Raw genomic sequence first — 22,263 nt, forward strand, 5'->3', positions numbered from 1 at the left:
CGGGTTGAAACTCGGAGACCGAAGGCCGACATGTCACGCAGCTTACAAGACAAGGTGCCGATAATGCCCGATCCCAATTCTGCCGCACTGGAATTCATGCTGTCCCGCAGGTCCCGCCCGGCCAAGACATTGATGCCGCCGGTGCCGACCCATGAACAACTGCGCCCGATCCTGACCGCCGCAGCACGCACCCCGGATCATGGCAAACTTGAACCCTGGCGCTTTATCGTGATCGAAGGCGCGGCCATGGCACGGCTCGCGGATTTGGCTGCGGCGCGTGGGGCGGCATTGGGCAAGTCGCCCGAAGACATCGAAAAGGCACGGGGACAGTTCGATCAGGGTCACCTCGCGGTGGCGGTGATCGAAATACAGAAACCGTCTGACAAGATTCCACCGATCGAGCAGACCTATTCGACCGGTGCCGTCTGTCTCGCTCTCTTAAACGCCGCATTGGCGTCGGGTTGGGGTGCCAACTGGCTGAGTGGCTGGGTCAGCCATGATCGCACGTTCTGCGAGGACGGGCTGAATTTGGCGGCAAACGAATCCATCGCCGGTCTGATTCACATCGGCACCGAACGATCCGCCCCACCAGAGCGGCCCCGCCCTGATCTGGACAGCATCATCGAATGGCGCGACGCATGATCTTTCAATCGTTCTCGCTTGCGCTTGGACAACTTGGCGACCGACGCTTTCGCCGGGTCCTGCTGCTTGGTCTGGCACTGACGATCCTGCTGTTGATCGCGGCCAGCGCGGGCTTTGTCTGGCTGATCGGCGCGCTGGTGGGCGACGATGCGTCCTTGCCGTTCGTCGGAGAGGTGACCTGGCTCAGCGATCTGGCAAGTTGGACATCAATCCTCTTGATGATGGTCTTGTCGGTTTTTCTGATGGTTCCCGTCGCCTCGGCGATCACTTCGATGTTTCTGGACGAGGTCGCACAGGCGGTTGAAGACAAGCACTATCCCGGTTTGCCCAAGGTTCCCGGCGTACCTTTTGGGGATGCGCTGCGTGACACGGTGAATTTTCTCGGAGTGCTGATCGGCGCCAACATCCTCGCACTCCTGCTCTATGTCATGTTCGCGCCGATGGCGCCGTTCATTTTCTGGGCGTTAAACGGCTTTCTGCTTGGCCGTGAATATTTCATGCTCGCGGCTATGCGCCGGATCGGGCGCACACGCGCAAAACAACTGCGCGCAAAATACAGCTCGACGATCTGGCTGGCAGGAACCTTGATGGCGATCCCGCTGTCGATACCTTTGGTCAACCTTGTGATCCCGATACTGGGTGCCGCGACCTTTACCCACATCTTTCATCAGGTGCAGGCGCGCGCAGAAGGCGTCGCAAACTAGGGAACAGGACCCTAATCGAGCCGGACGATTTCGTGGCCGTTCCAATACCAGGTGAACTCGCAATTCGGTCGGTTCTGGCAGGTCGCCAATCGTCCGACGGTCACAATCCCCATGTTTCCATTGCTCAGAGGTTGCAACCAGACCGCTTGCGCCAACAGGTCCTCTGGCCGTTCGCCACGTGCATGGCCAGAGCTGACAAAGACCTGCGCCGAACATGCAGACGCGCCGCAGAATGGGCGTGGATAACCACCTTTACAGGTGATTTCATGCCAGAACACGACCACATCTTCGGTCCCGTCGCCGTCAATTTCGCCGCTGAAAAAGGTCTTTGGCCCCATGGTCGCAGGACCACCACAGCCCGATTGTATCGCGGCCTCGGCAACCCGACGCATCGAGACCTTGGGCGCAACCGCGGGTGCGACTGAAACCCATGGCTGGCCAATCGCGGTGAACATCGACTGGCAATGCTCGGTCAATGCAGCATGTGCCTTGCCAAAGCCCTTGGACGTGATGACTCGCGTGCCTGCTTTGCTGCGCACTTCAAAGCTCGCCTGCTCGGCAATCACGGAAAAGACGGGGTCTGTCGCGGGCAGATCGACCTCCCAGGTTGAATACAGGTCGTTCCAATTGACACCTGAAAACCGGTATCCGGTGGCGCCGACGACAAGCAGAACGTCTTGCCGCTCTCGGGTCACGCCATCATGGCTCCCGATCAGCTTGTCACTCATGTAGAGTCGCAAGCTGTCGCGCGGAGTGATGTCTGGCTCCATGTTACCGGTCTGCAGCGCAGTCAGCCCCTGAGGCGATCTCTCGCCACACAGAAACATCAGGTCCCTGTCATCGGATGGGACAATTGATCCGGTAAAGAACGAACCGTCATCAAAGCTCTGAAACCGCCATTCTGTGGTCTGCGCCTCAAGCTGAGCGGCGAGAGCAAGAGCGAACAGGCTCACAATCACACGGAACACGTCCAACCCCTATGGTGCGAGCAGCCAGCGCCCGTCGGCGGCCTTGCACATCTGCGGCTTCAATTCGACCGGTTTCGTCGCGTCCTTGGGATAGATGGCATGTTCGATGAACACGCAATTGCCACGCACAGCCGCCAACGTGACCTCTCCGCGTGCGCCGGTTTCGGGGTTGGACCAGTCAAGCTTGGTTCCGGTGGGCTTAACGGTTGGTGTATAAAGTTCCTTTTCCGTGGCCGTCAGCAGCTCGAAGTCCTGCGGACTGAGGCCGGAATCCGCCAGAATTTTGCTGAGCGGTTTCGCCATCACCCCGACAGGTGCGGCCAACGCGATAGCCAACGCCGCGATCAGTGTCGTTAAATGTCTCATGAATGCTCTAACCTATTCTATGACTTCCGGATTCAGGCACGAGAAACAACGCCTCTGCCAATCTTGCCAAAGCTGATGAGGCGGTGTCTACGGCGAAACCGGCTTATTGCGGTCAATCTTCAAAAAAAGACGATATATCCTACTTGGCCTTGCGCGGTTGGTTTGCCGCTCCACCTGCTCCATTCTGGACCGAGCCATTCAGTGAGGAGCCGAATGCCCAAACCAGATTATTTTGCCCCGACCGGTGGGCACCCGCCACAAACGCAGCTGTTGACCGACCGTGCGATGTTCACCGAGGCCTATGCGGTCATCCCGAAAGGGACGATGCGCGACATCACGACCAGCTTTCTGCCCCATTGGTCGGCAACCCGCCTTTGGGTCATTGCGCGCCCGATGACCGGATTTGCGGAAACATTCTCGCATTACATCATGGAAGTTGCGGCAGGCGGCGGCAGCGATACACCCGAAAGCGATCCCGAAGCCGAGGGTGTCCTCTTTGTCGTCGAAGGCGCATTGACCCTGACGATCGAGGGGGAGCGACACGTGATGAACGCAGGTGGCTTTGCCTTCCTGCCTGCAGGATGCAACTGGACCCTGCACAATCACGCGGGCGGAGAGGCGCGGTTTCACTGGATTCGCAAAGCTTATGAACCCGCCCCCGGAATAGATGCGCCAGAACCGCTTGTAACAAGCGACACCGAGGTTTCCCCGACCGAGATGCCCGGAACCGAAGGACGTTGGGCGACGACAAGGTTTGTCGACCCGGCGGACATGCGCCATGACATGCATGTCACCGTCGTTACGTTTCAGCCCGGTGGCGTTATTCCGTTTCTTGAAACCCATGTTATGGAGCACGGGCTTTACGTGCTTGAAGGCAAGGCGGTCTACCGGCTCAATCAGGATTGGGTCGAGGTCGAGGCCGGCGATTACATGTGGCTGCGCGCGTTCTGCCCCCAAGCGTGTTATGCGGGCGGACCGGGCCCGTTCCGCTATCTGCTTTATAAGGATGTGAACCGCCACATGCCGCTGCGACTTTCCAAGCGCTGATCACATCCTGCCCGGTTGCCCCGGCCCGCAGATTGCGCCAAAGTTGTCCAAGGACGCGGCCGATTGTGCAAACTGGCCGCGATCAGTGACCGAATGGCGGAGTCTGACCCATGAAAACCGGCACTTATACAGGATTGTTTTGCGGCATGATGCTGGCGCTGACGGGTTGTGCAGATGTCCAGCTCTCCGGAAAACCGGACGTCAAACAGGTGCAGGTCCTCGGACGTACATGGACGGTCTCGACTGTCCCCCAACGTCCGAATGCCTTTGTCGCCTGGCGTGACAACAACAATCTGAACCCGTTTGGCCGCCCCGTCGCCCTTCGCACCCCTCAGGCCGTCAAGGCGCTCGAACTGGCCACAGGGTGCAAGGTTGTTCCGGGTAAACTGTGGCAGGATACGTCGGCAGAATACCATGCCGACATGGCCTGCCCCAGTAGCGCGACAGCCGAAAGCATCTGAGATGCACGCTGCTGGTTGAGCTTGGCCCGCAAGCCTGCAATATCAAATCCATGCGTATCGCGATTAATGGATTCGGCCGCATCGGCCGCACGATTCTCCGGCAGGTTCTGAATCTGCCAGACCAAAATGATGTGCAGGTTGCGCTGATCAATGACATCGCTCCCGCTGACATGCTGGGGTATCTGTTTCAGTATGACAGCACCTTTGGCCCTCTGCCTTTTGAGGTCGCCATAGAGGACCAGATGCTGTCAGTCGCAGGGCATCAAATCCCGCTGACCCAGCAAACCGATCTTTCCCAGCTTGATCTCACCGGTGTGGACGTTGTGTTGGAATGCACCGGGATCGCGCGGGAATCCAATGTCGCACGCCGCGGATTGCAAGCTGGGGCACGCTCGGTTCTGATCTCGGGCCCCTCACCTGCTGCCGAGGTGACGGTTGTGCTCGGCGCCAACGAAGCCAGCCTCGGCGACGCGCGCATCGTTTCCAACGCGTCCTGTACGACAAATGCGCTTGCGCCGCTGCTTAAACTGCTGGACGGGCTTTGCGGCATCGAGACCGCGCATATGACCACGATCCACTGCTATACCAACAGCCAGCCGATGGTGGATGCCCCGCGCGGCGACATGGCGCGCAGCAGAGGTGGGGCATTGTCAATGGTTCCGACCACCTCAAGCGCAACACAGTTGATCAACGACGTTCTCCCCAATCTGGCGGGACGGATTAGCGGCGCGGCGGTGCGGGTTCCGACGGCCAGCGTGTCGGCTGTCGATCTTGTGCTCACAATGCAGCAGTCTATGAGCGAGTCCGCATTCAACACGGCGCTAAAAGCGTCGGTTGCCGGGCAGCCCGTGCTCGGCTGGACCGATCATCCGCTGGTTTCGTCAGACCTGCGCACGCGACCCGAGTCACTTGTGATCGCAGGCCTCGAGACCCGGATCGTTAATGATCGGCAGGCACGGGTGTTTGGTTGGTATGACAATGAATGGGGGTTTTCTGCGCGCATGCTGGATGTCGCCGCGCTGATGGCGGGGCGGGAGGCAAGTTAGCCCCCCACCCCAGGTTTTCAGACGTGATCGTCTTTTGCGAGCGATCCGTGACCATGCCCGGCCATACCGCCAGAGACTTCTTCGGTCGCCTCGTCTGCCAGTTCTTCGGGCAGTATCAGATTCAGCACAATCGCGATCAACGCGGCGGGCAGGATACCAGACGCGCCAAGGATGCGCATCGAATCCGGCAGGTTCTGCAGCGCGTTGGCAGACCCCGGAGCGACGTTCATCACTTCGAGTTGCAGGCCAAGACCGAAGGAAATCGCAACCGCAAAGATCACCATGTTGCGCCGGTTCCAATTGACGTCTGACAGCATCGAGATACCCGCCGCAACAACCATGCCGAACATGACGATTACCCCGCCGCCCAACACCTCGATGGGAATGGTACGGATCAATCCGCCGACTTTTGGAACGAGGCCACAGAAAATCAGGAAAAGCGCGCCAAAGGTGACGACGTGGCGGCTCATCACGCCGGTCATGGCAATCAGTCCGACATTCTGGCTGAAGGACGTGTTTGGAAAGCCGCCAAAGATGCCGGCCAGCGCCGATCCAACGCCGTCTGCATAGGTCGCGCCGGTGATTTCCTTGTCTGTCGCTTCGCGCCCGGCACCACCCTTGGTGATCCCCGAAACATCGCCCACGGTTTCAACCGCCGAGACAAAGGCCATCAGGCAGAAACCGATGACCGCTGCGGCGCTGAACTCGAACCCATATTTCAGAGGTTGTGGAAGTGCGAATGCCGCTGCGTTGTTCCAGCTGCCGCTGACTGCTTCGAATGTCAGAATCCCGGTCAGGAGGGCATAGAAATAGCCAACGATGATCCCGATAAGAACGGCAGACACCGCCAGCATACCGCGTGCAAAGAACTTGAGCCCAAGCGTGACGATGATCACCACAAAAGCGGCCGACCAGTTGAGCAGGCTGCCATACTCCGGCAGGTTGCGGGCCTTGGCCGGAACGCCACCAGCGGCGTATTCGATCCCGACCTTGACTAGCGCCAGCCCAATCATCGTTACCACGAGGCCCGTCACCAAAGGTGGCAGGGCAAACCGGATCTTGCCAATGAACGTGCCGAGGAACGTATGGAAAATGCCACCGATGACGATGCCGCCATACAGCGCGGCCAGCCCGTCAACACCTTTGCCTGCAACCAGCGGTATCATGATCGGGATGAACGCGAACGAAGTGCCCTGAACAATCGGAAGCGCTGCGCCGATCGGCCCGATGGTGATGGTCTGCAACAGGGTCGCAATCCCTGCAAACAACATCGACATCTGGATCAGATACAACAGTTCCGGAAAATCCGGTGAGTTGGAACCAAACCCGAAACCGGCGGCACCGGCAACGATAATGGCTGGTGTCACATTGGAAACGAACATCGCCAATACGTGCTGAATCCCCAGCGGGATCGCCTTGTATATGGCAGGAGTATAATTTGGATCGCGAAGTTGTTCCGCGGTTCCTAGGGAAGTGTCAGCCATGTCTCTCTCCGATTGGTCATGGGGGTCTTGCCGCTTCTTGTGTCGGCTTCGAGTTTGTTCATGATATGATTTCGCCCACTGCGCAGCACCGTTCCGGTCGCTGCAATGGAAGCAGCGGGAGCTGCTTCGCCGCCATCTGGAATTGGTAAGGACGTCATTGCAGCCATTTTGCGCCCGTCAGACTGAGATGCACGAAGTATTGCGCCTGTCCCGATCTGATCTGTTGTTCTGCGCTGCAAATGCTTGCGAATTGAACAAAGTTGGGCACAGCGCATCCGGATTGTCCGTTGACGATCACCTGTGTTGTTGTTTCGATCAGCATTCCGAAAGACTACCGAAACCACATTTTTCGGGAACTCAGCAAAACGGGGAAGCAGTTTCAAGAATTTCCGAAGAGACAAGACTTGCCGCTGTGCTGGCCATCAAACGCGCATTAGCTGGCGCCACTCTGGTCGAGAATCCTGTAGCTTTGGGAAAACCAATGTTCCTCAAGGTTCTCGCCCGAACCGATGCGGTCCACCACAGCAAACAACCCAGGTGCCCGCAGCGGTGTCAGAACACCGTGCCATGTACCCTTGTGGTAATTGATCGCCTGCCCTGGAGCTGTGCGAAATGCCAGTGGTGTGCCGGGTTTCCCCGCCTCATCCGGGGCAACCACGACCAGAAACGGCACATGCGCCATGGGTACAAAGGCTTGGCTGCCATCGGGGTGACGCTCGACCATGTCCAGAACCAACGGCAATTCGCGCGGGTTCGCGTTGAACAGGCTGATCCCTGCACGACCATCGGAAAAATCCAGCGTGGCGCGGTTGTGATATCGCCCGCACTGACCCTGATTGATGATCTTGTCGGGCTCGCCCGCACAATCCATCAGGTCTCCAAACGGCGCGAACGCCTCGGCGGTGATCAGTTGAACAATGATATCTCGGCTCATGATGGCAGCAGATCGCGCAGGCGTAGTTCTGCAATACGTTCGACCTGTTTGCAGGCTTCGGCGAATTCCGTCAGGCGATCATTGTTTATGCGCCGCTCAAACGCCTCTTTAATCGACGCCTTGCTGTTGTCACGTACCGCGATGATGAAGGGAAATCCGTGCTTTTCCACATAGGCGTTGTTCAATTGCGTAAAGGTTTCGCGTTCTTCATCCGTCAGGGAATCCAGCCCCGCGCCAGCCTGTTCTGCCGTGCTCTCGGCGGTCAGTCGGTTCGCTTGCGCCAACTTGCCCGCAAGATCCGGGTGCGCCTTCAACACGCCAAGTCTCTCCTCCTCGCTGGCCGAGCGGAACATCCGCGCCAGTGCATTGTGAAGCCCGCCCGCCGTGTCATGCGCGGCACCGAGTTCCAGATCATGGGCGCGTTCGGCGATCCAGGGCGAATGTTCGAACACGCTTCCATAGGCGGCGACAAATTCGGCTTGATCCATCTGTGACGGACGCGGGCGATCCTCCGGTGGATGTGTTTCTGCCCAATGCTGCGCGATCTGTTGGCGGGTGGCGAACCAGACATCCTCAAAGCCACGAGCATAGTCGAGGAACCGTTTCAGCGCCATGACCCTGCCCGGTCGCCCGATCAAGCGACAGTGCAAACCAATCGACAGCATCTTGGGCGCACCCTCCGCGCCCTCGGCATAGAGTGCATCAAAGCTGTCCTTGAGATAGGCAAAGAACTGATCGCCCGAATTGAAACCTTGCGGTGTCGCAAACCGCATATCGTTGCAATCCAGTGTATAGGGCACCAGCAGCTGATCGCGATCACCAAAGCGGGACCAATAGGGTAGATCGTCGGAATAGATATCGGCGACATAGTCAAATCCACCTTCTTCCGCCGCCAACGCCACTGTGTTGTCCGAACAGCGCCCGGTGTACCAGCCGCGCGGGCGTTCGCCGACGACCTCCGTGTGCAGGCGAATGGCTTCAATCATATCTGCCCGCTCGGCCTCGATCGGCGCGTCTTTGTATTCGACCCATTTCAGACCATGGCTGGCGATTTCCCAGCCTGCAGATTTCATCGCTGCAACCTGATCCGGGGAACGCGCCAATGCGGTGGCGACACCATAAACTGTAATTGGCAGATCCTTCATCAACCGGTGCAGGCGCCAGAACCCCGCCCGCGCGCCATATTCATAGATCGATTCCATGTTCCAGTGCCGTTGACCGGGCCAAGGTGCTGCGCCCACGATCTCTGACAGGAACGCTTCGGATGCGGCATCGCCATGCAAGACGCAGTTTTCGCCGCCTTCTTCATAGTTCATGACGATCTGCACGGCGATCTTTGCGCCGCCGGGCCATTTTGCGTCCGGAGGGTTTGCTCCGTAGCCGATCATGTCGCGCGCGTATCGAGTCATTCTAGCCTCCGAAAATTTGACCCCTTGTAATTCAGAACAATGCCAGTGTTTTTCAAAAAAATCGAACAACACTATCTAAGATGCCGGGTTTGCACAGAATCGCAGCTTGCGGCACACCCATGACATCGACAGGAGGCATTTGATGACCGGCTATCTGACCACACATGTTCTGGACACCGCACGGGGCTGCCCCGCCGAGGGCATCCGGATCGAGCTCTTTCGTCTTGATGGGACTGAGCGGACGCACTTGAAGACGCTGACAACCAATGATGATGGGCGCACGGACGAGCAGATATTGCCAGCCAACGAATTTGCCCTGGGCGAATACGAGCTGGTCTTTCACGCCGGTGCCTATCTCGATGCCTCGGGCACACCACCGGAATCCCCCCGCTTTCTGGATGTGATCCCCCTGCGATTCGGCATGTCAGAAGCCGCGCATTACCATGTGCCCTTGCTGCTGTCGCCGTTCGGCTATTCCACCTATCGCGGCAGCTGAACCTGCGCCTCGGCACTTTTGACAGCCTCGCCAACGCGCTCGGAAATGAACTCCATGAACAGCCGCGTCTTGGGATCCTGATGGCGTCGGTGCGTATACAGGCAGGCCATCTGAACCGGTGTCGGCGGCGTGGATTGCGCCACCGGCACAAGCGCACCTGACCGGATGTGTTCGGCCACCTCGAACACCGGTTTCATCGCGATCCCCTGCCCGCCAAGCGCCCAATCCGTCAGCACATCCCCATCATCACACTCATAGCGCCCGGTCACCGCAAAGCGCTGCGGGCCGTCCGGCGTCACCAGCCGCCATTGAAATTCCGTAGCACCGGGAAACCGCAGGTTCAGGCATTCATGCTTGTCTTTCACCAGATCAGAACCCGATGCAGGGTGGCCCCGTGCCGCCAGATAGGACGGCGCCGCGACCATCACCCGCTGACAATCGGCGATCTTGCGAATGCGTAGGTTACTGTCTTCGGGCTGTCCCAGGAAAAACGCGAGATCCAGCCCTTCGGTGGTCAGATCCACAGACCGATCCGTCAGCCGCAGCCGCATGTCGATCTGAGGATACTGGTCCAGGAATTCCGGCACCTGTGGCGCAACCAGCCGCCGTCCAACGCCAAGCGGTGCTGCAACAAACAATGACCCGCGCGGATTTTCCGTCAGGTTGACCACCTGCGCCTCGGCCTGTTCGACGCTATCCAGAACCTGACAGGCCCCGTCGTAAAACGCCCTGCCTTGCTCGGTCGCGGTCAGATTGCGCGTGGTGCGTTGAAACAGCCGGACATTCAGGTGATCCTCCAACTGCGAAATACGCGCCGACGTAACCGCCGGAGAAATACGCAAATCCCGCCCAGCCGCAGACATACTGCCTAATTCATAGACACGGACGAAGGTTCTGATGTTGTCGAGATAGGACATTGTTCCAGAATTTTTGATACAGCTTGGTAATATATCGGAATACCGAACAAACGCAGGTTTGCATAGGCTGCTCGCAATACAATCAGGAGACGCACCATGTATGACTATACCGCATTCTGGGATTGGGCAGGGTTTGCCGTTCGCTGGCTGCATGTCATCACGGCCATGGCCTGGATCGGCGCGTCCTTCTATTTCATCGCACTCGACCTGATGCTGAAGCCCAACGACGACCTGCCCGATGGCGCTCATGGCGAGGAATGGGAAGTGCACGGAGGGGGGTTCTATCACACGGTCAAGTATCTGGTGGCCCCGGCTCGGATGCCCGAGCACCTGACTTGGCACAAGTGGCAGAGTTACTCGACCTGGTTGAGCGGCGCGGCGCTCTTGATGATCGTCTACTGGGCAGGGGCGGAACTCTACCTCATCGACGCGGCCAAGGCGGATCTGGCAGTCTGGCAAGGCATATTGATCTCTGCGGCGTCGCTGACGATCGGCTGGATCATCTACGATTTTCTCTGCAAATCCGCACTCGCAGAGCGCCCGACGCTGTTGATGGTGCTGCTGTTCCTGATGCTGGTTGCCATGGGCTGGGGCTATAACCAGATCTTCACCGGGCGGGCGATGATGCTGCACCTTGGCGCGTTTACCGCCACAATCATGACCGCAAACGTGTTCTTTATCATCATGCCAAACCAGCGGATCGTGGTTGCCGATCTTAAGGCCGGGCGCACGCCTGATCCAAAGTACGGCAAGATCGCCAAGCTGCGCTCGACCCACAACAACTATCTGACGCTGCCGGTGATCTTCCTGATGCTATCGAACCACTACCCACTGGCGTTCGCGACAGAGTACAACTGGATCATCGCATCACTGGTGTTCTTGATGGGCGTAACAATCCGGCACTATTTCAATACCAAACATGCCGGCGCCGGAAACCCGACCTGGACCTGGCTGGTAACTGCGCTGCTCTTTATCATGATCATCTGGCTGTCGACCGCGCCGATGTACGACGATGTCGAAACAGCCGAGGCGCTGCCCCTGACAGCCTACGAAAGCCGCATGGTCGCGGCAGAGGGGTTTGAGGATGCACATGATGTCGTGATGGGCCGCTGTTCGATGTGCCATGCTCGCGAACCGGTCTGGGAAGGATTGCTCTGGCCACCAAAGGGCGTGCTGTTGGAAACAGAGGCCGACATCGCCCGCAATGCCAAGGCAATCTATCTGCAGGCTGGCATCACCCACGCAATGCCACCCGCCAATGTGACATTCATGGAGCCCGAAGATCGCGCCGCAATCGTCAAATGGTTTCGCATGGCCGAAAAGGGTTCAACGGACTGATCGTAGACTTGTGCGTCTATCGCGCAGTTTCAGGTTTTCTTGGGGCACGAACATGATAGTTAATGGCGGAGCACGCGCGGAGGTCGCATAGAGGTAGCCGCGTCAATCAATTTGACGATCCGGAGACTCTACATGCAGAACGTCCGTTGGAGGACTGGCCTAAGTCGTACTTTGCTTGCCGCCTGTGTCGCACTGGCACCCGGTCTGGCAGTGGCCTTGACGACCAACCTGACCGCTCCCGGCGCATCCGACGAGCTTGTCGACCGGCTGACCGCAGCCTCGTCGATCATGAACGCCGAAACCAATGGGTTGGATACCTCACAGGAACTGGTGGCCGCGTCGCTGTCGGATTATACGACCCTGATCCAGATTCTGTACGATGAGGGATATTTCAGCCCGGTCATCAACATCCTCGTCAATGGGCGGGAGGCTGCCGATATCCCCGTTCTGGACCCGCCCAGCACAGTCAACTCTGTCGCGATTTCGGTGCAAACAGGGCGCGCGTTCACATTTGGCAAGGCACAGGTCGCCCCGTTGAGCCCGGGCACCGAGATTCCCGAAGGCTTTGCAAAAGGTCAGACCGCGACGACCGGAGCCATCCGCGATGCCGCCTCTGCCGGGGTTCTGTCATGGCGAAGCGCTGGATACGCCAAGGCACAAGTGGGTCAGCAGCGCATTGTCGCAAACAACAGCCAAGCGGTACTGGATGCGGACATCACCCTGGCACCGGGACCGAAACTGCTATTTGGCAAGCTCGCGATACCACAGGATTCGACGGTCAACCCTGAAGCAATCAGCAAGATCGCGGGTTTTCCGTCTGGTGAAGTCTATGATCCGGAAAAAGTGCAAAAGGTCAGCACACGCCTGCGCCGCACCGGGTCGTTCTCGTCCGTCACACTGGACGAAGCCGAGACACCGAACGCGGATGGAACACTGGATTTCGAAGCCGTCGTGATTGATCAGGTTCCACGCCGCTTTTCGTTTGGCGCTTCCCTTTCGTCGAGCCAAGGCATGGAACTGTCGGGCAGCTGGATGCACCGCAACTTGTTTGGCAATGCAGAACGGTTCCAGATTCAGGGCACCGTCAGCAATATCGGCGGTCAAGAGGATATTGATGGTGGCATTTCGATCCGCCTGGACCAGCCCGCAAAACTCGGCCCGGATGACAGCATTTTCTACCTCGCACAACTCGGCACGGACAATCAGGAACACTACCAGCTGACCCGGTTCTATCTGGGTGGCGGTGTCCGCCGGGTGTTTTCGGACACATTGTATGCAGAGCTTGGCGTCAACGCCGGGATAAGTCGTGCAGACGACGTCTTTGGCGAGCGGGACTTTTACATGATGACCTTCCCGCTACGGGTCAACTGGGACAGGCGCGATAGCAAGGTCAGCGCCACAAAAGGCTTCTTTCTTGATTCTTTCGTGACCCCCTACCTCGGCTTTTCCGACACCGAATCCGGTTTGTCGGGCTATTTCGACGCCCGCGGCTATCTGAGCCTGACATCAAGCGCGTCGATCGTTCTGGCAGGGCGTGTTCAGTTGGGCACGTTGATCGGACCCAGCCTGCAAGATGTGTCTCCGGAGTTTCTCTTCTATTCAGGGGGTGCTGGCACCGTGCGCGGACAACCCTATCAATCACTGGGTGTTCCGGCCAACGGCGGCATTTCGGGCGGACGTTCTTTGCTCGGGGTTTCGGCCGAAGTCCGGGGCCGAATCACCGAGAGCATTTCTCTGGTCGGTTTCTTTGACATCGCGGCCGTCGGAGAGGATCAATTCGTGACCAGTGGTTCACCCTATCAGTCAGGCGCAGGTCTGGGTGTGCGATATGATCTGGGCGGATTGGGTCCGTTGCGACTTGACCTTGCCTTACCGGTTGAGGGCACCACCGGAGACGGGCTTCAATTCTATCTTGGTATTGGACAGGCGTTTTGATGCGGATCGTAACATATGCGCTGATTGCGCTGACTTGCTGCTCTTCTCTGGTCCATGCGCAAGAAGAGGAAGAGAGCGGCGGCTTTCTCGTCGACCTGCTGCAGAACAATCTGTCCGGCGACAATCGCTATATCAAAGTGACCGGGCTGGAAGGTGCTTTCAGTTCGCAGGCGAGCATCAAGAAACTGACCGTCTCTGATGACGATGGTATTTGGCTCACGGTCTCTAACGTGCTGCTTGACTGGAATCGCCTCGCCCTCATCCGGGGGCGTTTCTCGGTCAACACGCTGAGTGCGGGCGAAATCATCGTCGCACGCAAGCCCAAACCCACCGAGTCCGCCGAGCCCTTGCCAGCCGCAGAAGCGACCCCTTTCCAGCTGCCCGAGTTGCCGGTTTCCATCGAACTCGGCGAATTGAAAATCGATCGGGTCGAACTTGGTGAACCTCTGATTGGCATCGCCGCAGAACTCTCGGTCACGGGCGCGCTGACCCTTGCAGACGGCAGCCTGAAAACAAATCTCGGCATTGTCCGACTTGACCGGGACACTGACAAGCTGGACCTGATTGCCGGTTTTGAGAACAAAACAAGCCAGATATCGGTTGATCTGACACTGGCCGAAGATGATGACGGTCTTGTATCCGAGCTGCTGTCCATTCCCGACCGACCATCGATCCTGCTAACCGCCAAGGGCGCAGGCCCGGTCAGCGATTTCACTGCCGACATCGGCCTCGCTTCGGATGAGGTCGAGCGGTTGGCTGGGCAGGTTCGCCTGCAAGGTGTGACCGATCCCGAAGCCGGCACCAACGCACAGCAAAGTATTGCGTTCGACGCGAACTTGGCCGGAGATGTCACGCCCCTGCTGGCGGCCCAGTATCGCGAATTCTTTGGCGCGGACACACAACTGAACCTGTCGGGCCAATCCGACCCCGACGGGCGCATCGCGATCGAACGCTTTGACATGCTGTCTGACGCGCTCATGATGAACGGTGCACTGAATATTGCCGGATCGGGGGAGTTGGAACGTGTCGTCCTGCAAGGGCGCATTACCCCACCAGAAGGCGACGAGGTTGTCCTGCCAATTGGCGAGCCTCGCACCGCGCTTCAGGCGGCGGTTCTGTCTGCAGAGTTCGAGGCGGACAATGACAACGCATGGAACCTTGTCCTGAGCGTTGATCAGCTCAACCGGCCCGATCTGATTGTCACGCGCAGTCAAATCAACGCAGGTGGCGAACTGGATCAGACTGACGGGATGTCGTTTGCGGGCAAACTCAACGCGGCGATCCGAGGGATCGATTTCACCGATGACGCACTTGATGACGCCGTCGGGACGGATATTGAACTGAACGGGAGCTTTGCGGCCGAAACAGGCTCTGTGCTGTCGCTCAGCGATTTCGTGATGACTGGCACCGACTATTCGGCGACGGTAGAGGCCGAAATCGACGGATTGGAAAGCGGGTTCAACGTTGATGGCACGGCGGGCTTGACCGCATCCGACCTGTCCCGGTTCTCGGCCATCGCAGGTCGTGATCTGGGTGGATCCGTAACCGCGACCGTAACTGGCACCGGAGCACCGCTCAGCGGTATGTTCGACTTTGACCTGAACGTCGATGCGCAGGACCTCAAGAGCGGCATCGCGCAGGTTGACCCATTGATCACAGGTCAGTCGACGCTTGTGTTGCAGGCCGAACGCGACGAAGACGGATTGGACATTCAGCGCTTCACTCTGGATGGAACCGCCCTGACCGCTTACGCAACCGGAGAAGTCCGCAGCGGCGATACCACCCTGGAATTCAACGCACAGCTAGATGATCTGGCGCGGATTGTTCCAGACCTGAGCGGACCCGTGATCATCAAAGGCGATATGGTTCAGACCGAATCAACGGCCAGAGGAAAACTTCGCGTGACCGGTCCCGCAGATTCGTTTGCCGATCTTGACGGAAATCTTTCGTCCGATGGAACCGTGGACCTCAGCTATGATGCTGTGCTCGGCGGCGTCGAGAATTTCGTACCGCAACTGGTTGGCACCATCCGCGCCGAAGGGCGGGCCACACGCGAGGATGATCTTTGGCAGGTGACCAGCGACATCAAGGGACCGGACGGTTCCATCATAGAGCTCGCAGGCAGCATGACACCGGAGGGTGCGATTGACGGACGCTATGACGCAACACTTGCCAAGGTCGAACGCTTTGTTCCGCAACTCGTTGGATCAATCGCCGCCGAGGGCACGGCGAAACGCATCGACAATGCTTGGGAAATTGCAAGTGACGTAAAAGGACCGTCTGGTTCGTTTGCGCAGCTCAATGGCACCATGACTCCAGAGGGCGAAATCGACGCAAGCTATGACGCCACGTTCGCCCGCGTTGAAAGGTTCGTTCCGCAAATCGTCGGGTCCATCAATGCCAAGGGTTCGGCGCAACGGGTCGAAAACGCCTGGCAGGTTGCCAGTGATGTCAAAGGCCCCACAGGTTCGGTTGCACGCATCGCAGGAAGCATGAGCGCAGAGGGCGACCTAAAGGCCAACTACGATGCCACCTTTGCCAAGATCGAACGGTTCATTCCGCAGGTTGTCGGATCAATCAATGCCAAGGGAACGGCATCGCGGGTTGACGAAAGCTGGAAAGTCGCGAGTGACGTCAAGGGACCAGCCGGGTCCGTCGCTAATCTCGCGGGAAGCATGACGCCGGATGGCACCATCAACGCACGCTACGATGCCACGATAGCAAAGCTCGAGAGGTTTGTTCCCGAACTGGCAGGTTCGCTGAATATCAACGGTACTGCAAATCGTGCCGACGAGACTTGGCAGGTTGCAACCGATGCCAAGGGTCCTTCCGGGTCAACTGCCAAGCTGTCGGGGAGCATGGCGCCCGACGGCAATATCGATGCGACCTATGACGCCACAGTCGTCCGCGTCGAAAGATTCGTGTCTGATTTCCCTGGACAGGTCACGGCAAAAGGCACCGCAAAGCGTGATTCCGATATCTGGACCATAGCCACCGACGCCACCGGGCCGGGTGCGTTGTCTGCGAAAATTGGCGGCACCGTCAACCAGACCACACTGGTTTCCGATGTCACCGCAACGGGGCAATTGCAGCTTGGAATTGCCGACAGGTTCATCAAACCGAATTCTGTGCGCGGCATTGCGAATTTCGATCTCGCACTCAAAGGCGAGCCAAAACCCGAGTCGCTGAGCGGGCGCATCACTACCAACAACACCACGGTTGCGATCCCCTCGGTCAGCCAGGCCATTGATGATCTCGATGCAGAAATCACATTAGCCAACGGCAGCGCGAACCTGTCAGTCACTGCCGCACCGCGCGCGGGCGGCAGAGTGGTCATCACCGGACCAGTAAGTCTGGCCCCGCCCTTTGACGCCTCGATCATCACCGAAATCCAACAATTGATCCTGACCGACAATGTGATCTTTGAATCTTCCGCCAATGGGCGTCTCGCCTTTACCGGTGCCCTGACAGGCAGCGGACGTTTGGCCGGAGACATCCAGTTCGGAGAAACCAATATCGACATCAACTCGTTGTCGGGTTCACTGGGCGCGGCTCCGGTTCCTGACATCAGCTTTGTCGGTGAAACCTCGGCCCAACGGACGACGCGTAGCCGTGCAGGGCTGATCAAGACCTCAAAAGACAGCGGCGGCGGACCGGACATCGCACTCGACATCCGACTTGTCGCCGCAAACAAGGTTTTTGTGCGCGGGCGTGGCCTGCAGGCAGAGTTGGGTGGGAACATTCTGGTTCAGGGGACCGTCGCAAAGGTGGTTCCCTCAGGCTCCATTGATCTTATCCGAGGTAATCTGGAACTGCTAGGGCGGCGGCTCAAACTCACCAAGGGGCTCGTCACTCTTCAGGGCAACCTTGAACCTTATATGGAGTTTGCCGCCACGACGACGACATCGGATGGCGACGCGACACTTGAGATTTCTGGCCCCGTCACAAAGCCAACGGTTAAAGTGGAATCTGACCCAGAGCGGCCAAGCGAAGAAGCCTTGGCGATGCTGCTCTTTGGCAACCAGTATTCCGAACTCTCTCCGATCAAGATCGCACAATTGGCTGCATCACTCGCAACGCTGAGCGGTGCAGGAGGTGGTGTAAACTCCAAAGCGCGCGACGAGTTGGGCGTGGATACCTTTGACATCGGCTCTGACGATGATGGCAACGCACAGTTCGGGGCGGGCAAGTATCTGGCCGACGGGGTCTATACCGACATCACCGTGAACACCGAGGGTGATACCGAGATCAACCTCAACTTCGACCTGACAGACAGCCTGACGGTCAAAGGGTCCGTTGATCGCGAAGGCGACACGGGAATCGGTCTCTTTTTTGAGCGTGACTACTGATCAGCAAGGGTTCGGCGAAACGTCACTTGCTGGCGGCGTTCAGAATCACCTGCGCGGCTCCTGTCAAGGCGGCTGCGTCGTCGGTGATCAATCGAACGGGCACCCGACCACCATGCTCTGCAAACCGTCCGGGGACGTCAAAGCTCGCGAGAAATTTTGCGCGCGCCGCAGAGATCAGAATCCCCCGCGCGACGCCGCCTGCAAAATGGATGCCGCCAAAGGGCTGGTACATATAGACCAGTTCGCGGGCCATCCGCCCCAACAGACCGGCGAGCAAATCGACGGTCTCGGCCACGGCACCGCCCATCCCCGCCTCATAGTCAGCCAGAATATCGGGGCCAGACCTTTCCTCGCCCTCGGACAGAATGCGAAACAACCGCGACACGCCGCGCCCCGAAAACAGTTCTTCGACCGACGGGAACGCCGCACTCTCGGCCCCGATCACAGCGGACAACGGCTCGGACACGCCGCTGGGCAGGCTCACGTGACCCAATTCCGCCTCGACCACCACGCTCGCGGTATGTGTGGATTTTACGAGGCAGACATTTACGCCGGTTCCCAACCCGACGACGAGCGCCTGACCGCTCGTCCCGGAACCGGGCAACGGTGCCTTGATTTCGGCCAGCTGCGCGCCGGATAGTGCAGGCAAAGCATAGCCGAGCGCCGCCAGATCATTGATCAGGCGCACCGAACCTGACGCAAGACCGGGGAGCAACCCGGCGATTTCCACCTTGTCAAAGTGCCAATCCCGATTGGTCAGGCGTGCGGTTTCCGATGTCACCGGACCGGCAACGGCGATACAAAAACCAGCAAGATCCGGCAACGTTTGACGCTTGGCATAGGTCGCGAGCAATTCGGGAAATGTGTCGAACAGATCATTGGTAAAATGCGCCGCTGCCGGAACCTCGTTGACGTCGTCAACAAGCGCGAGACGGGTGTTGGTGCCCCCGACATCCGCAACGAGTACTGTCATCTACACGCCTCGTTCATCGCCTACCCCGAAACGGCAGCGGGTTGCTTGCCCAGAATGATCATGCCCAGCAGATCATCGTCCGTCACATCATCGACATCAACCGTGCCGACGAGCTTGCCGTTTTTCATCACGCTGGCCCGGTCACACAGTTTCATCACGTCGTGAATGTCGTGGCTGATCAGAAAAATCCCGATGCCCTCTGCCTTCAGCTGGCTTATCAATTCGGCCACCATCTGGGTTTCATGTGGCCCCAAGGCGGCAGTGGGTTCGTCCATGATCAGGATCTGCGCATCGAAATACACCGCCCGCGCGATGGCCACGGATTGCCGCTGACCCCCTGAAAGGGCTGAAACCGGATCGCTGAATTTCTGGAAATTTGGATTGAGCCGCGCCATGATCTTGCGGGTCTCTGCCTCCATCGCGTCTTCGTCAACCAGCCCCAGCGACGTCACCAGTTCGCGCCCCAGAAACAGGTTGCTGGAAGCATCCAGATTGTCCGCCAGTGCAAGCGTTTGATAGATGGTTTCGATCTTGTAACGGCGTGCATCCCGCGGGTTTCCGATCTGCGCCCGCTCGCCCTTGATCATGATCTCGCCCGAATCCGCCTGATAGGCACCTGAAAGAATCTTGATCAGGGTCGACTTGCCTGCGCCATTGTGACCAAGCAGCCCGACCACTTCGCCGGGAAAGAGATCAACGCTGACATGATCGACGGCATGAACGCCGCCAAAGCTGATGCAGATGTCGCGCATCTCGACAAGGGGTGTCTCGGTCATCACGCGCCTCCGGTTCGTTTACGATAGATGATGTCGATCAGAACCGCGAGTACGAGCACCGCGCCAACCACGATATTCTGCAGCGGCGCATCAACACCCACCATGGCCATGCCAGACTGCAACGATTGCATGATCAGTGCGCCGAGGATCGCACCATGAATGGTTCCAAGGCCACCGGCAAGTGCGGTGCCGCCAATGACGGCCGCCGCAATGACGCGCAATTCGTCGAGTGTACCAATATCGTTGGAATGGTTGGTCAGACGCGCCGAGGCCACGACCGCGGAAATCGCACAAAGCGCACCCATCAGCGCAAACACCTTGACGGTCAGCCAGCGGGTGTTGATGCCGCTCAACTCAGCCGCATCCGGGTTGCCACCGGTAGCGAAAATATAGCGACCAAAGCGCGTTCGCCGCGCCGTGATCGTCATGATGATCGCAATGAAGATCAGGAGCAGCACCGAAATCGGAATGCCGTAGGATTGGGTGAACCCTTCGGGCATTACCTGCCCCTGTTCTTCGAATATCCGTTCCAGCCGCCGGGTCGGGACCTGATAGGCATTCAGTACCGCAACAAACCCAAGGATCGACACAGTACATATCAGCGCCAGGACACCTTCGGCCCAGAGCGGTTTGACTGTAAACCCATGCCGCGTCTTGTTCCGCCGCGCCGCGTATAGCCCGTAGAGTGCACCGGCCAGCGCAAGGCCACCGACGATCCACGATCCGGTCGCGCCAAGCGTGCCATTGATGCCTCCGAACTTTTCAAACGTCGGGTTCAGCGGACCAATTGTCTTGCCGCTTGTCAGATACCAACCGGCATTCCGCCAGATCAGCAACCCACCGAGCGTCACGATAAAGGCCGGAATCGTGAGATACCCCACAAGCCACCCCTGAAACGCCCCGATCAGCGTGCCAACCAGCAACCCGAACGCAATCGTCACCCAAGGGATCAGCGGATTTCCCAGCCCAAGGCCCAGTGCGTTTGGCAACCAGTCCGTCTGCGTCATCGCCATCACCGCAGAGCAGGTCGCCAAAAGCGCGCCGACGCTGAGGTCGATATGCCGGGTAACAATAATGAACACCATCCCAGTGGCCATGATTGCAACCGACACAGTCTGGATTGTCAGGTTGAAAATGTTGCGCGGGGTCAGGAAACGCCCGCCTGTCATCACGTCAAACGCGATACAGAGAACCACAAACGCGCCGACCATACCCAGCAATCGCAGATCAATATCAAGCAGCTGGATGAAGTTCTTGCGCGGCGGTGCCGGTGCCAGTTCTGGTTCGGGCTGTGCCATGACTTGTCCTGTAGCAAAGGGTTCCCGCCCCGGTGCAATACCGGGAGGGGAAATGTTCTCGTGAGTGGTTGGTGTACCTTAGTTACAGGGCGCGGGGCCGTCTGTAACACCCTGGCACAGGGCTTCCTGGGTGATCCACTGGGCGTCAACAACAGCGGGCAGGTTGTCTTTGGTGATCGGCAGCGGCTCAAGGAATACCGCATTCATCTCGGTACCGCCGGGCGATGTCCAAAGCTCAGAATCCTGAATGCCGGTCATCTGGGTGCCATCGGCAAGCGAGACAGCGATACGGGCGGCGGCGCTACCAAGATCGCGGGCATCCTTCCAGACCGAAACGGTCTGTGTCCCTTTGGCGACCCGGTTCAGCGCCGCGTGATCGCCATCCTGTCCCGAGACCGGAATGCCATCCATGCCTTGCGCGGTCAGTGCAGCAACCACACCACCAGCCGTACCGTCGTTGGAGGCGACGACTGCATCGACACCGTTGTCGGTCGCGGTCAGGATCTGCTCCATGTTGCGCTGCGCGTTCGCCGGAAGCCAGCCGTCGGTATAGGCCTCGCCCACGATTTCGATATCGCCCGCGTCAATTGCCGCTTGCAGGATCTCTTGCTGACCACCCCGCAAGAAGTCCGCGTTTGGATCGGTTGGCGAGCCTTTGATCATGACATAACGACCACTTGGCGCGGCTTCGAAAACGGCACGCGCCTGCATCCGGCCAACCTCGACGTTATCAAAGGTCAGATAAAACGCGCGCGGGTCTTCGATCAGACGGTCATATCCGACGACCGGGATACCTTCGTCCGCAGCGGCCTGTACTGCCGGGCCAATCGCCTGTGCGTCCTGCGCCAATATGATCAGCGCGGTCGCACCCTGTGCGATCAGGCTCTCGACATCAGACAATTGTTTGGCCGACGAACTTTGCGCGTCAGCCGAGATATATGTCGCTCCATGTTTTTCGAGCTCGGCCTTGATCGCCGCCTCATCGGTCTTCCACCGTTCTTCCTGAAAATTCGACCAGCTGACGCCGACAACGGCATCCTCGGCAAAAGCTGCGGTGCCGATGACGGCCCCGGTGATCACCGCCGTTGCGGCTGCAAAGATTCTCATGTGTCCTCCTCCA

Annotated in this window: 20 protein-coding genes; 9 read left to right on the top strand and 11 right to left on the bottom strand. The window is 58.5% G+C overall.

Annotated elements, in window-relative coordinates; translation table 11 throughout:
* The first annotated feature begins 63 nt into the window (after positions 1 to 63).
* Together ABJO75_RS18615 and ABJO75_RS18620 are read left to right on the top strand one after the other, a co-directional pair.
* Positions 64 to 642: a nitroreductase family protein gene (locus ABJO75_RS18615; RefSeq protein ID WP_348124138.1), complete on the top strand. Its 579-nt coding sequence runs from the start codon at positions 64 to 66 to the stop codon at positions 640 to 642.
* The gene (locus ABJO75_RS18620) at positions 639 to 1,346 is read left to right on the top strand and encodes an EI24 domain-containing protein (protein ID WP_348124140.1); all 708 of its coding nucleotides are present in this window, start codon (positions 639 to 641) and stop codon (positions 1,344 to 1,346) included. Before ABJO75_RS18615 ends, ABJO75_RS18620 begins: the two co-directional genes overlap by 4 nt.
* A gap of 11 nt (positions 1,347 to 1,357) precedes the next feature.
* On the opposite strand, the gene ABJO75_RS18625 is transcribed toward ABJO75_RS18620, so the two are convergent.
* Positions 1,358 to 2,314, bottom strand: coding sequence for a hypothetical protein (locus tag ABJO75_RS18625; protein WP_348124142.1), 957 nt, complete (start codon positions 2,312 to 2,314; stop codon positions 1,358 to 1,360).
* A gap of 9 nt (positions 2,315 to 2,323) precedes the next feature.
* Positions 2,324 to 2,680, bottom strand: coding sequence for a hypothetical protein (locus ABJO75_RS18630; RefSeq protein WP_348124144.1), 357 nt, complete (start codon positions 2,678 to 2,680; stop codon positions 2,324 to 2,326).
* A gap of 213 nt (positions 2,681 to 2,893) precedes the next feature.
* Between ABJO75_RS18630 and ABJO75_RS18635 the strand changes: the two genes are divergently transcribed.
* From ABJO75_RS18635 to ABJO75_RS18645, 3 genes are all read left to right on the top strand, one after another.
* Positions 2,894 to 3,727: a bifunctional allantoicase/(S)-ureidoglycine aminohydrolase gene (locus ABJO75_RS18635; protein WP_348124146.1), complete on the top strand. Its 834-nt coding sequence runs from the start codon at positions 2,894 to 2,896 to the stop codon at positions 3,725 to 3,727.
* Between the two features lie 110 nt (positions 3,728 to 3,837).
* Positions 3,838 to 4,188, top strand: coding sequence for a hypothetical protein (locus tag ABJO75_RS18640; RefSeq protein WP_348124148.1), 351 nt, complete (start codon positions 3,838 to 3,840; stop codon positions 4,186 to 4,188).
* A 50-nt stretch (positions 4,189 to 4,238) separates the two neighbouring features.
* Entirely contained in the window at positions 4,239 to 5,234 is a 996-nt protein-coding gene (locus ABJO75_RS18645; protein WP_348124149.1) for a glyceraldehyde 3-phosphate dehydrogenase NAD-binding domain-containing protein, read from the top strand.
* A gap of 17 nt (positions 5,235 to 5,251) precedes the next feature.
* Here the strand turns inward: ABJO75_RS18645 and ABJO75_RS18650 are convergent, their stop codons facing one another.
* Genes ABJO75_RS18650 through puuE form a run of 4 tightly spaced genes read right to left on the bottom strand, consistent with a single transcriptional unit; the run spans position 5,252 to position 9,061 of the window.
* Positions 5,252 to 6,718: a nucleobase:cation symporter-2 family protein gene (locus ABJO75_RS18650; protein WP_348124151.1), complete on the bottom strand. Its 1,467-nt coding sequence runs from the start codon at positions 6,716 to 6,718 to the stop codon at positions 5,252 to 5,254.
* Positions 6,700 to 7,101, bottom strand: coding sequence for a hypothetical protein (locus tag ABJO75_RS18655; RefSeq protein ID WP_348124153.1), 402 nt, complete (start codon positions 7,099 to 7,101; stop codon positions 6,700 to 6,702). Before ABJO75_RS18655 ends, ABJO75_RS18650 begins: the two co-directional genes overlap by 19 nt.
* Positions 7,102 to 7,151: 50 nt before the next feature.
* The gene (locus ABJO75_RS18660; RefSeq protein ID WP_348124154.1) at positions 7,152 to 7,652 is read right to left on the bottom strand and encodes an ureidoglycolate lyase; all 501 of its coding nucleotides are present in this window, start codon (positions 7,650 to 7,652) and stop codon (positions 7,152 to 7,154) included.
* On the bottom strand, positions 7,649 to 9,061 hold the full coding sequence (gene puuE / locus ABJO75_RS18665) for an allantoinase PuuE (RefSeq protein WP_348124156.1): 1,413 nt from the start codon (positions 9,059 to 9,061) through the stop codon (positions 7,649 to 7,651). Before puuE ends, ABJO75_RS18660 begins: the two co-directional genes overlap by 4 nt.
* Before the next feature lie 142 nt (positions 9,062 to 9,203).
* Here puuE and uraH point away from each other — a divergent pair, with 142 nt between their 5' ends.
* Complete coding sequence (gene uraH, locus ABJO75_RS18670; protein WP_348124157.1) at positions 9,204 to 9,557, top strand: hydroxyisourate hydrolase; 354 nt, start codon at positions 9,204 to 9,206, stop codon at positions 9,555 to 9,557.
* On the opposite strand, the gene ABJO75_RS18675 is transcribed toward uraH, so the two are convergent.
* Positions 9,542 to 10,474: a LysR family transcriptional regulator gene (locus ABJO75_RS18675; protein ID WP_348124158.1), complete on the bottom strand. Its 933-nt coding sequence runs from the start codon at positions 10,472 to 10,474 to the stop codon at positions 9,542 to 9,544. The genes uraH and ABJO75_RS18675 overlap by 16 nt on opposite strands.
* 96 nt (positions 10,475 to 10,570) lie before the next feature.
* Between ABJO75_RS18675 and ABJO75_RS18680 the strand changes: the two genes are divergently transcribed.
* The 3 genes from ABJO75_RS18680 (at position 10,571) to ABJO75_RS18690 (ending at position 18,096) form a co-directional block, all read left to right on the top strand.
* Positions 10,571 to 11,812 (top strand): urate hydroxylase PuuD, encoded by a 1,242-nt coding sequence (locus ABJO75_RS18680; protein WP_348124159.1) that lies wholly within the window; start codon positions 10,571 to 10,573, stop codon positions 11,810 to 11,812.
* A gap of 132 nt (positions 11,813 to 11,944) precedes the next feature.
* On the top strand, positions 11,945 to 13,747 hold the full coding sequence (locus ABJO75_RS18685) for a BamA/TamA family outer membrane protein (RefSeq protein ID WP_348124161.1): 1,803 nt from the start codon (positions 11,945 to 11,947) through the stop codon (positions 13,745 to 13,747).
* Positions 13,747 to 18,096: a translocation/assembly module TamB domain-containing protein gene (locus tag ABJO75_RS18690; protein ID WP_348124162.1), complete on the top strand. Its 4,350-nt coding sequence runs from the start codon at positions 13,747 to 13,749 to the stop codon at positions 18,094 to 18,096. The genes ABJO75_RS18685 and ABJO75_RS18690 overlap by 1 nt, the downstream gene beginning before the upstream one ends.
* Before the next feature lie 22 nt (positions 18,097 to 18,118).
* Here ABJO75_RS18690 and ABJO75_RS18695 read toward each other — a convergent pair whose 3' ends face one another.
* The 4 genes from ABJO75_RS18695 to xylF form a co-directional block, all read right to left on the bottom strand.
* On the bottom strand, positions 18,119 to 19,069 hold the full coding sequence (locus ABJO75_RS18695) for an ROK family protein (protein ID WP_348124164.1): 951 nt from the start codon (positions 19,067 to 19,069) through the stop codon (positions 18,119 to 18,121).
* A gap of 20 nt (positions 19,070 to 19,089) precedes the next feature.
* Positions 19,090 to 19,845 (bottom strand): ATP-binding cassette domain-containing protein, encoded by a 756-nt coding sequence (locus tag ABJO75_RS18700; RefSeq protein WP_348124166.1) that lies wholly within the window; start codon positions 19,843 to 19,845, stop codon positions 19,090 to 19,092.
* The gene (locus ABJO75_RS18705; protein ID WP_348124168.1) at positions 19,845 to 21,143 is read right to left on the bottom strand and encodes a sugar ABC transporter permease; all 1,299 of its coding nucleotides are present in this window, start codon (positions 21,141 to 21,143) and stop codon (positions 19,845 to 19,847) included. The genes ABJO75_RS18700 and ABJO75_RS18705 overlap by 1 nt, the downstream gene beginning before the upstream one ends.
* 78 nt (positions 21,144 to 21,221) lie before the next feature.
* On the bottom strand, positions 21,222 to 22,250 hold the full coding sequence (gene xylF, locus ABJO75_RS18710; protein ID WP_348124170.1) for a D-xylose ABC transporter substrate-binding protein: 1,029 nt from the start codon (positions 22,248 to 22,250) through the stop codon (positions 21,222 to 21,224).
* Between the last annotated feature and the right edge of the window lie 13 nt (positions 22,251 to 22,263).

Origin of the sequence: Sedimentitalea sp., from assembly GCF_039973035.1 — a bacterium.
Lineage (GTDB): Bacteria > Pseudomonadota > Alphaproteobacteria > Rhodobacterales > Rhodobacteraceae > Sedimentitalea.

Bases quoted from the DNA above. Each gene is read 5' to 3' on its own strand.
- ABJO75_RS18615 (WP_348124138.1), top strand. From the start codon at position 64: ATGCCCGATCCCAATTCTGCCGCACTGGAATTCATGCTGTCCCGCAGG.
- ABJO75_RS18620 (WP_348124140.1), top strand. From the start codon at position 639: ATGATCTTTCAATCGTTCTCGCTTGCGCTTGGACAACTTGGCGACCGA.
- ABJO75_RS18630 (WP_348124144.1), bottom strand. From the start codon at position 2,680: ATGAGACATTTAACGACACTGATCGCGGCGTTGGCTATCGCGTTGGCC.
- ABJO75_RS18635 (WP_348124146.1), top strand. From the start codon at position 2,894: ATGCCCAAACCAGATTATTTTGCCCCGACCGGTGGGCACCCGCCACAA.
- ABJO75_RS18640 (WP_348124148.1), top strand. From the start codon at position 3,838: ATGAAAACCGGCACTTATACAGGATTGTTTTGCGGCATGATGCTGGCG.
- ABJO75_RS18645 (WP_348124149.1), top strand. From the start codon at position 4,239: ATGCGTATCGCGATTAATGGATTCGGCCGCATCGGCCGCACGATTCTC.
- ABJO75_RS18650 (WP_348124151.1), bottom strand. From the start codon at position 6,718: ATGGCTGACACTTCCCTAGGAACCGCGGAACAACTTCGCGATCCAAAT.
- ABJO75_RS18660 (WP_348124154.1), bottom strand. From the start codon at position 7,652: ATGAGCCGAGATATCATTGTTCAACTGATCACCGCCGAGGCGTTCGCG.
- puuE (WP_348124156.1), bottom strand. From the start codon at position 9,061: ATGACTCGATACGCGCGCGACATGATCGGCTACGGAGCAAACCCTCCG.
- uraH (WP_348124157.1), top strand. From the start codon at position 9,204: ATGACCGGCTATCTGACCACACATGTTCTGGACACCGCACGGGGCTGC.
- ABJO75_RS18675 (WP_348124158.1), bottom strand. From the start codon at position 10,474: ATGTCCTATCTCGACAACATCAGAACCTTCGTCCGTGTCTATGAATTA.
- ABJO75_RS18680 (WP_348124159.1), top strand. From the start codon at position 10,571: ATGTATGACTATACCGCATTCTGGGATTGGGCAGGGTTTGCCGTTCGC.
- ABJO75_RS18685 (WP_348124161.1), top strand. From the start codon at position 11,945: ATGCAGAACGTCCGTTGGAGGACTGGCCTAAGTCGTACTTTGCTTGCC.
- ABJO75_RS18690 (WP_348124162.1), top strand. From the start codon at position 13,747: ATGCGGATCGTAACATATGCGCTGATTGCGCTGACTTGCTGCTCTTCT.
- ABJO75_RS18695 (WP_348124164.1), bottom strand. From the start codon at position 19,069: ATGACAGTACTCGTTGCGGATGTCGGGGGCACCAACACCCGTCTCGCG.
- ABJO75_RS18700 (WP_348124166.1), bottom strand. From the start codon at position 19,845: ATGACCGAGACACCCCTTGTCGAGATGCGCGACATCTGCATCAGCTTT.
- ABJO75_RS18705 (WP_348124168.1), bottom strand. From the start codon at position 21,143: ATGGCACAGCCCGAACCAGAACTGGCACCGGCACCGCCGCGCAAGAAC.
- xylF (WP_348124170.1), bottom strand. From the start codon at position 22,250: ATGAGAATCTTTGCAGCCGCAACGGCGGTGATCACCGGGGCCGTCATC.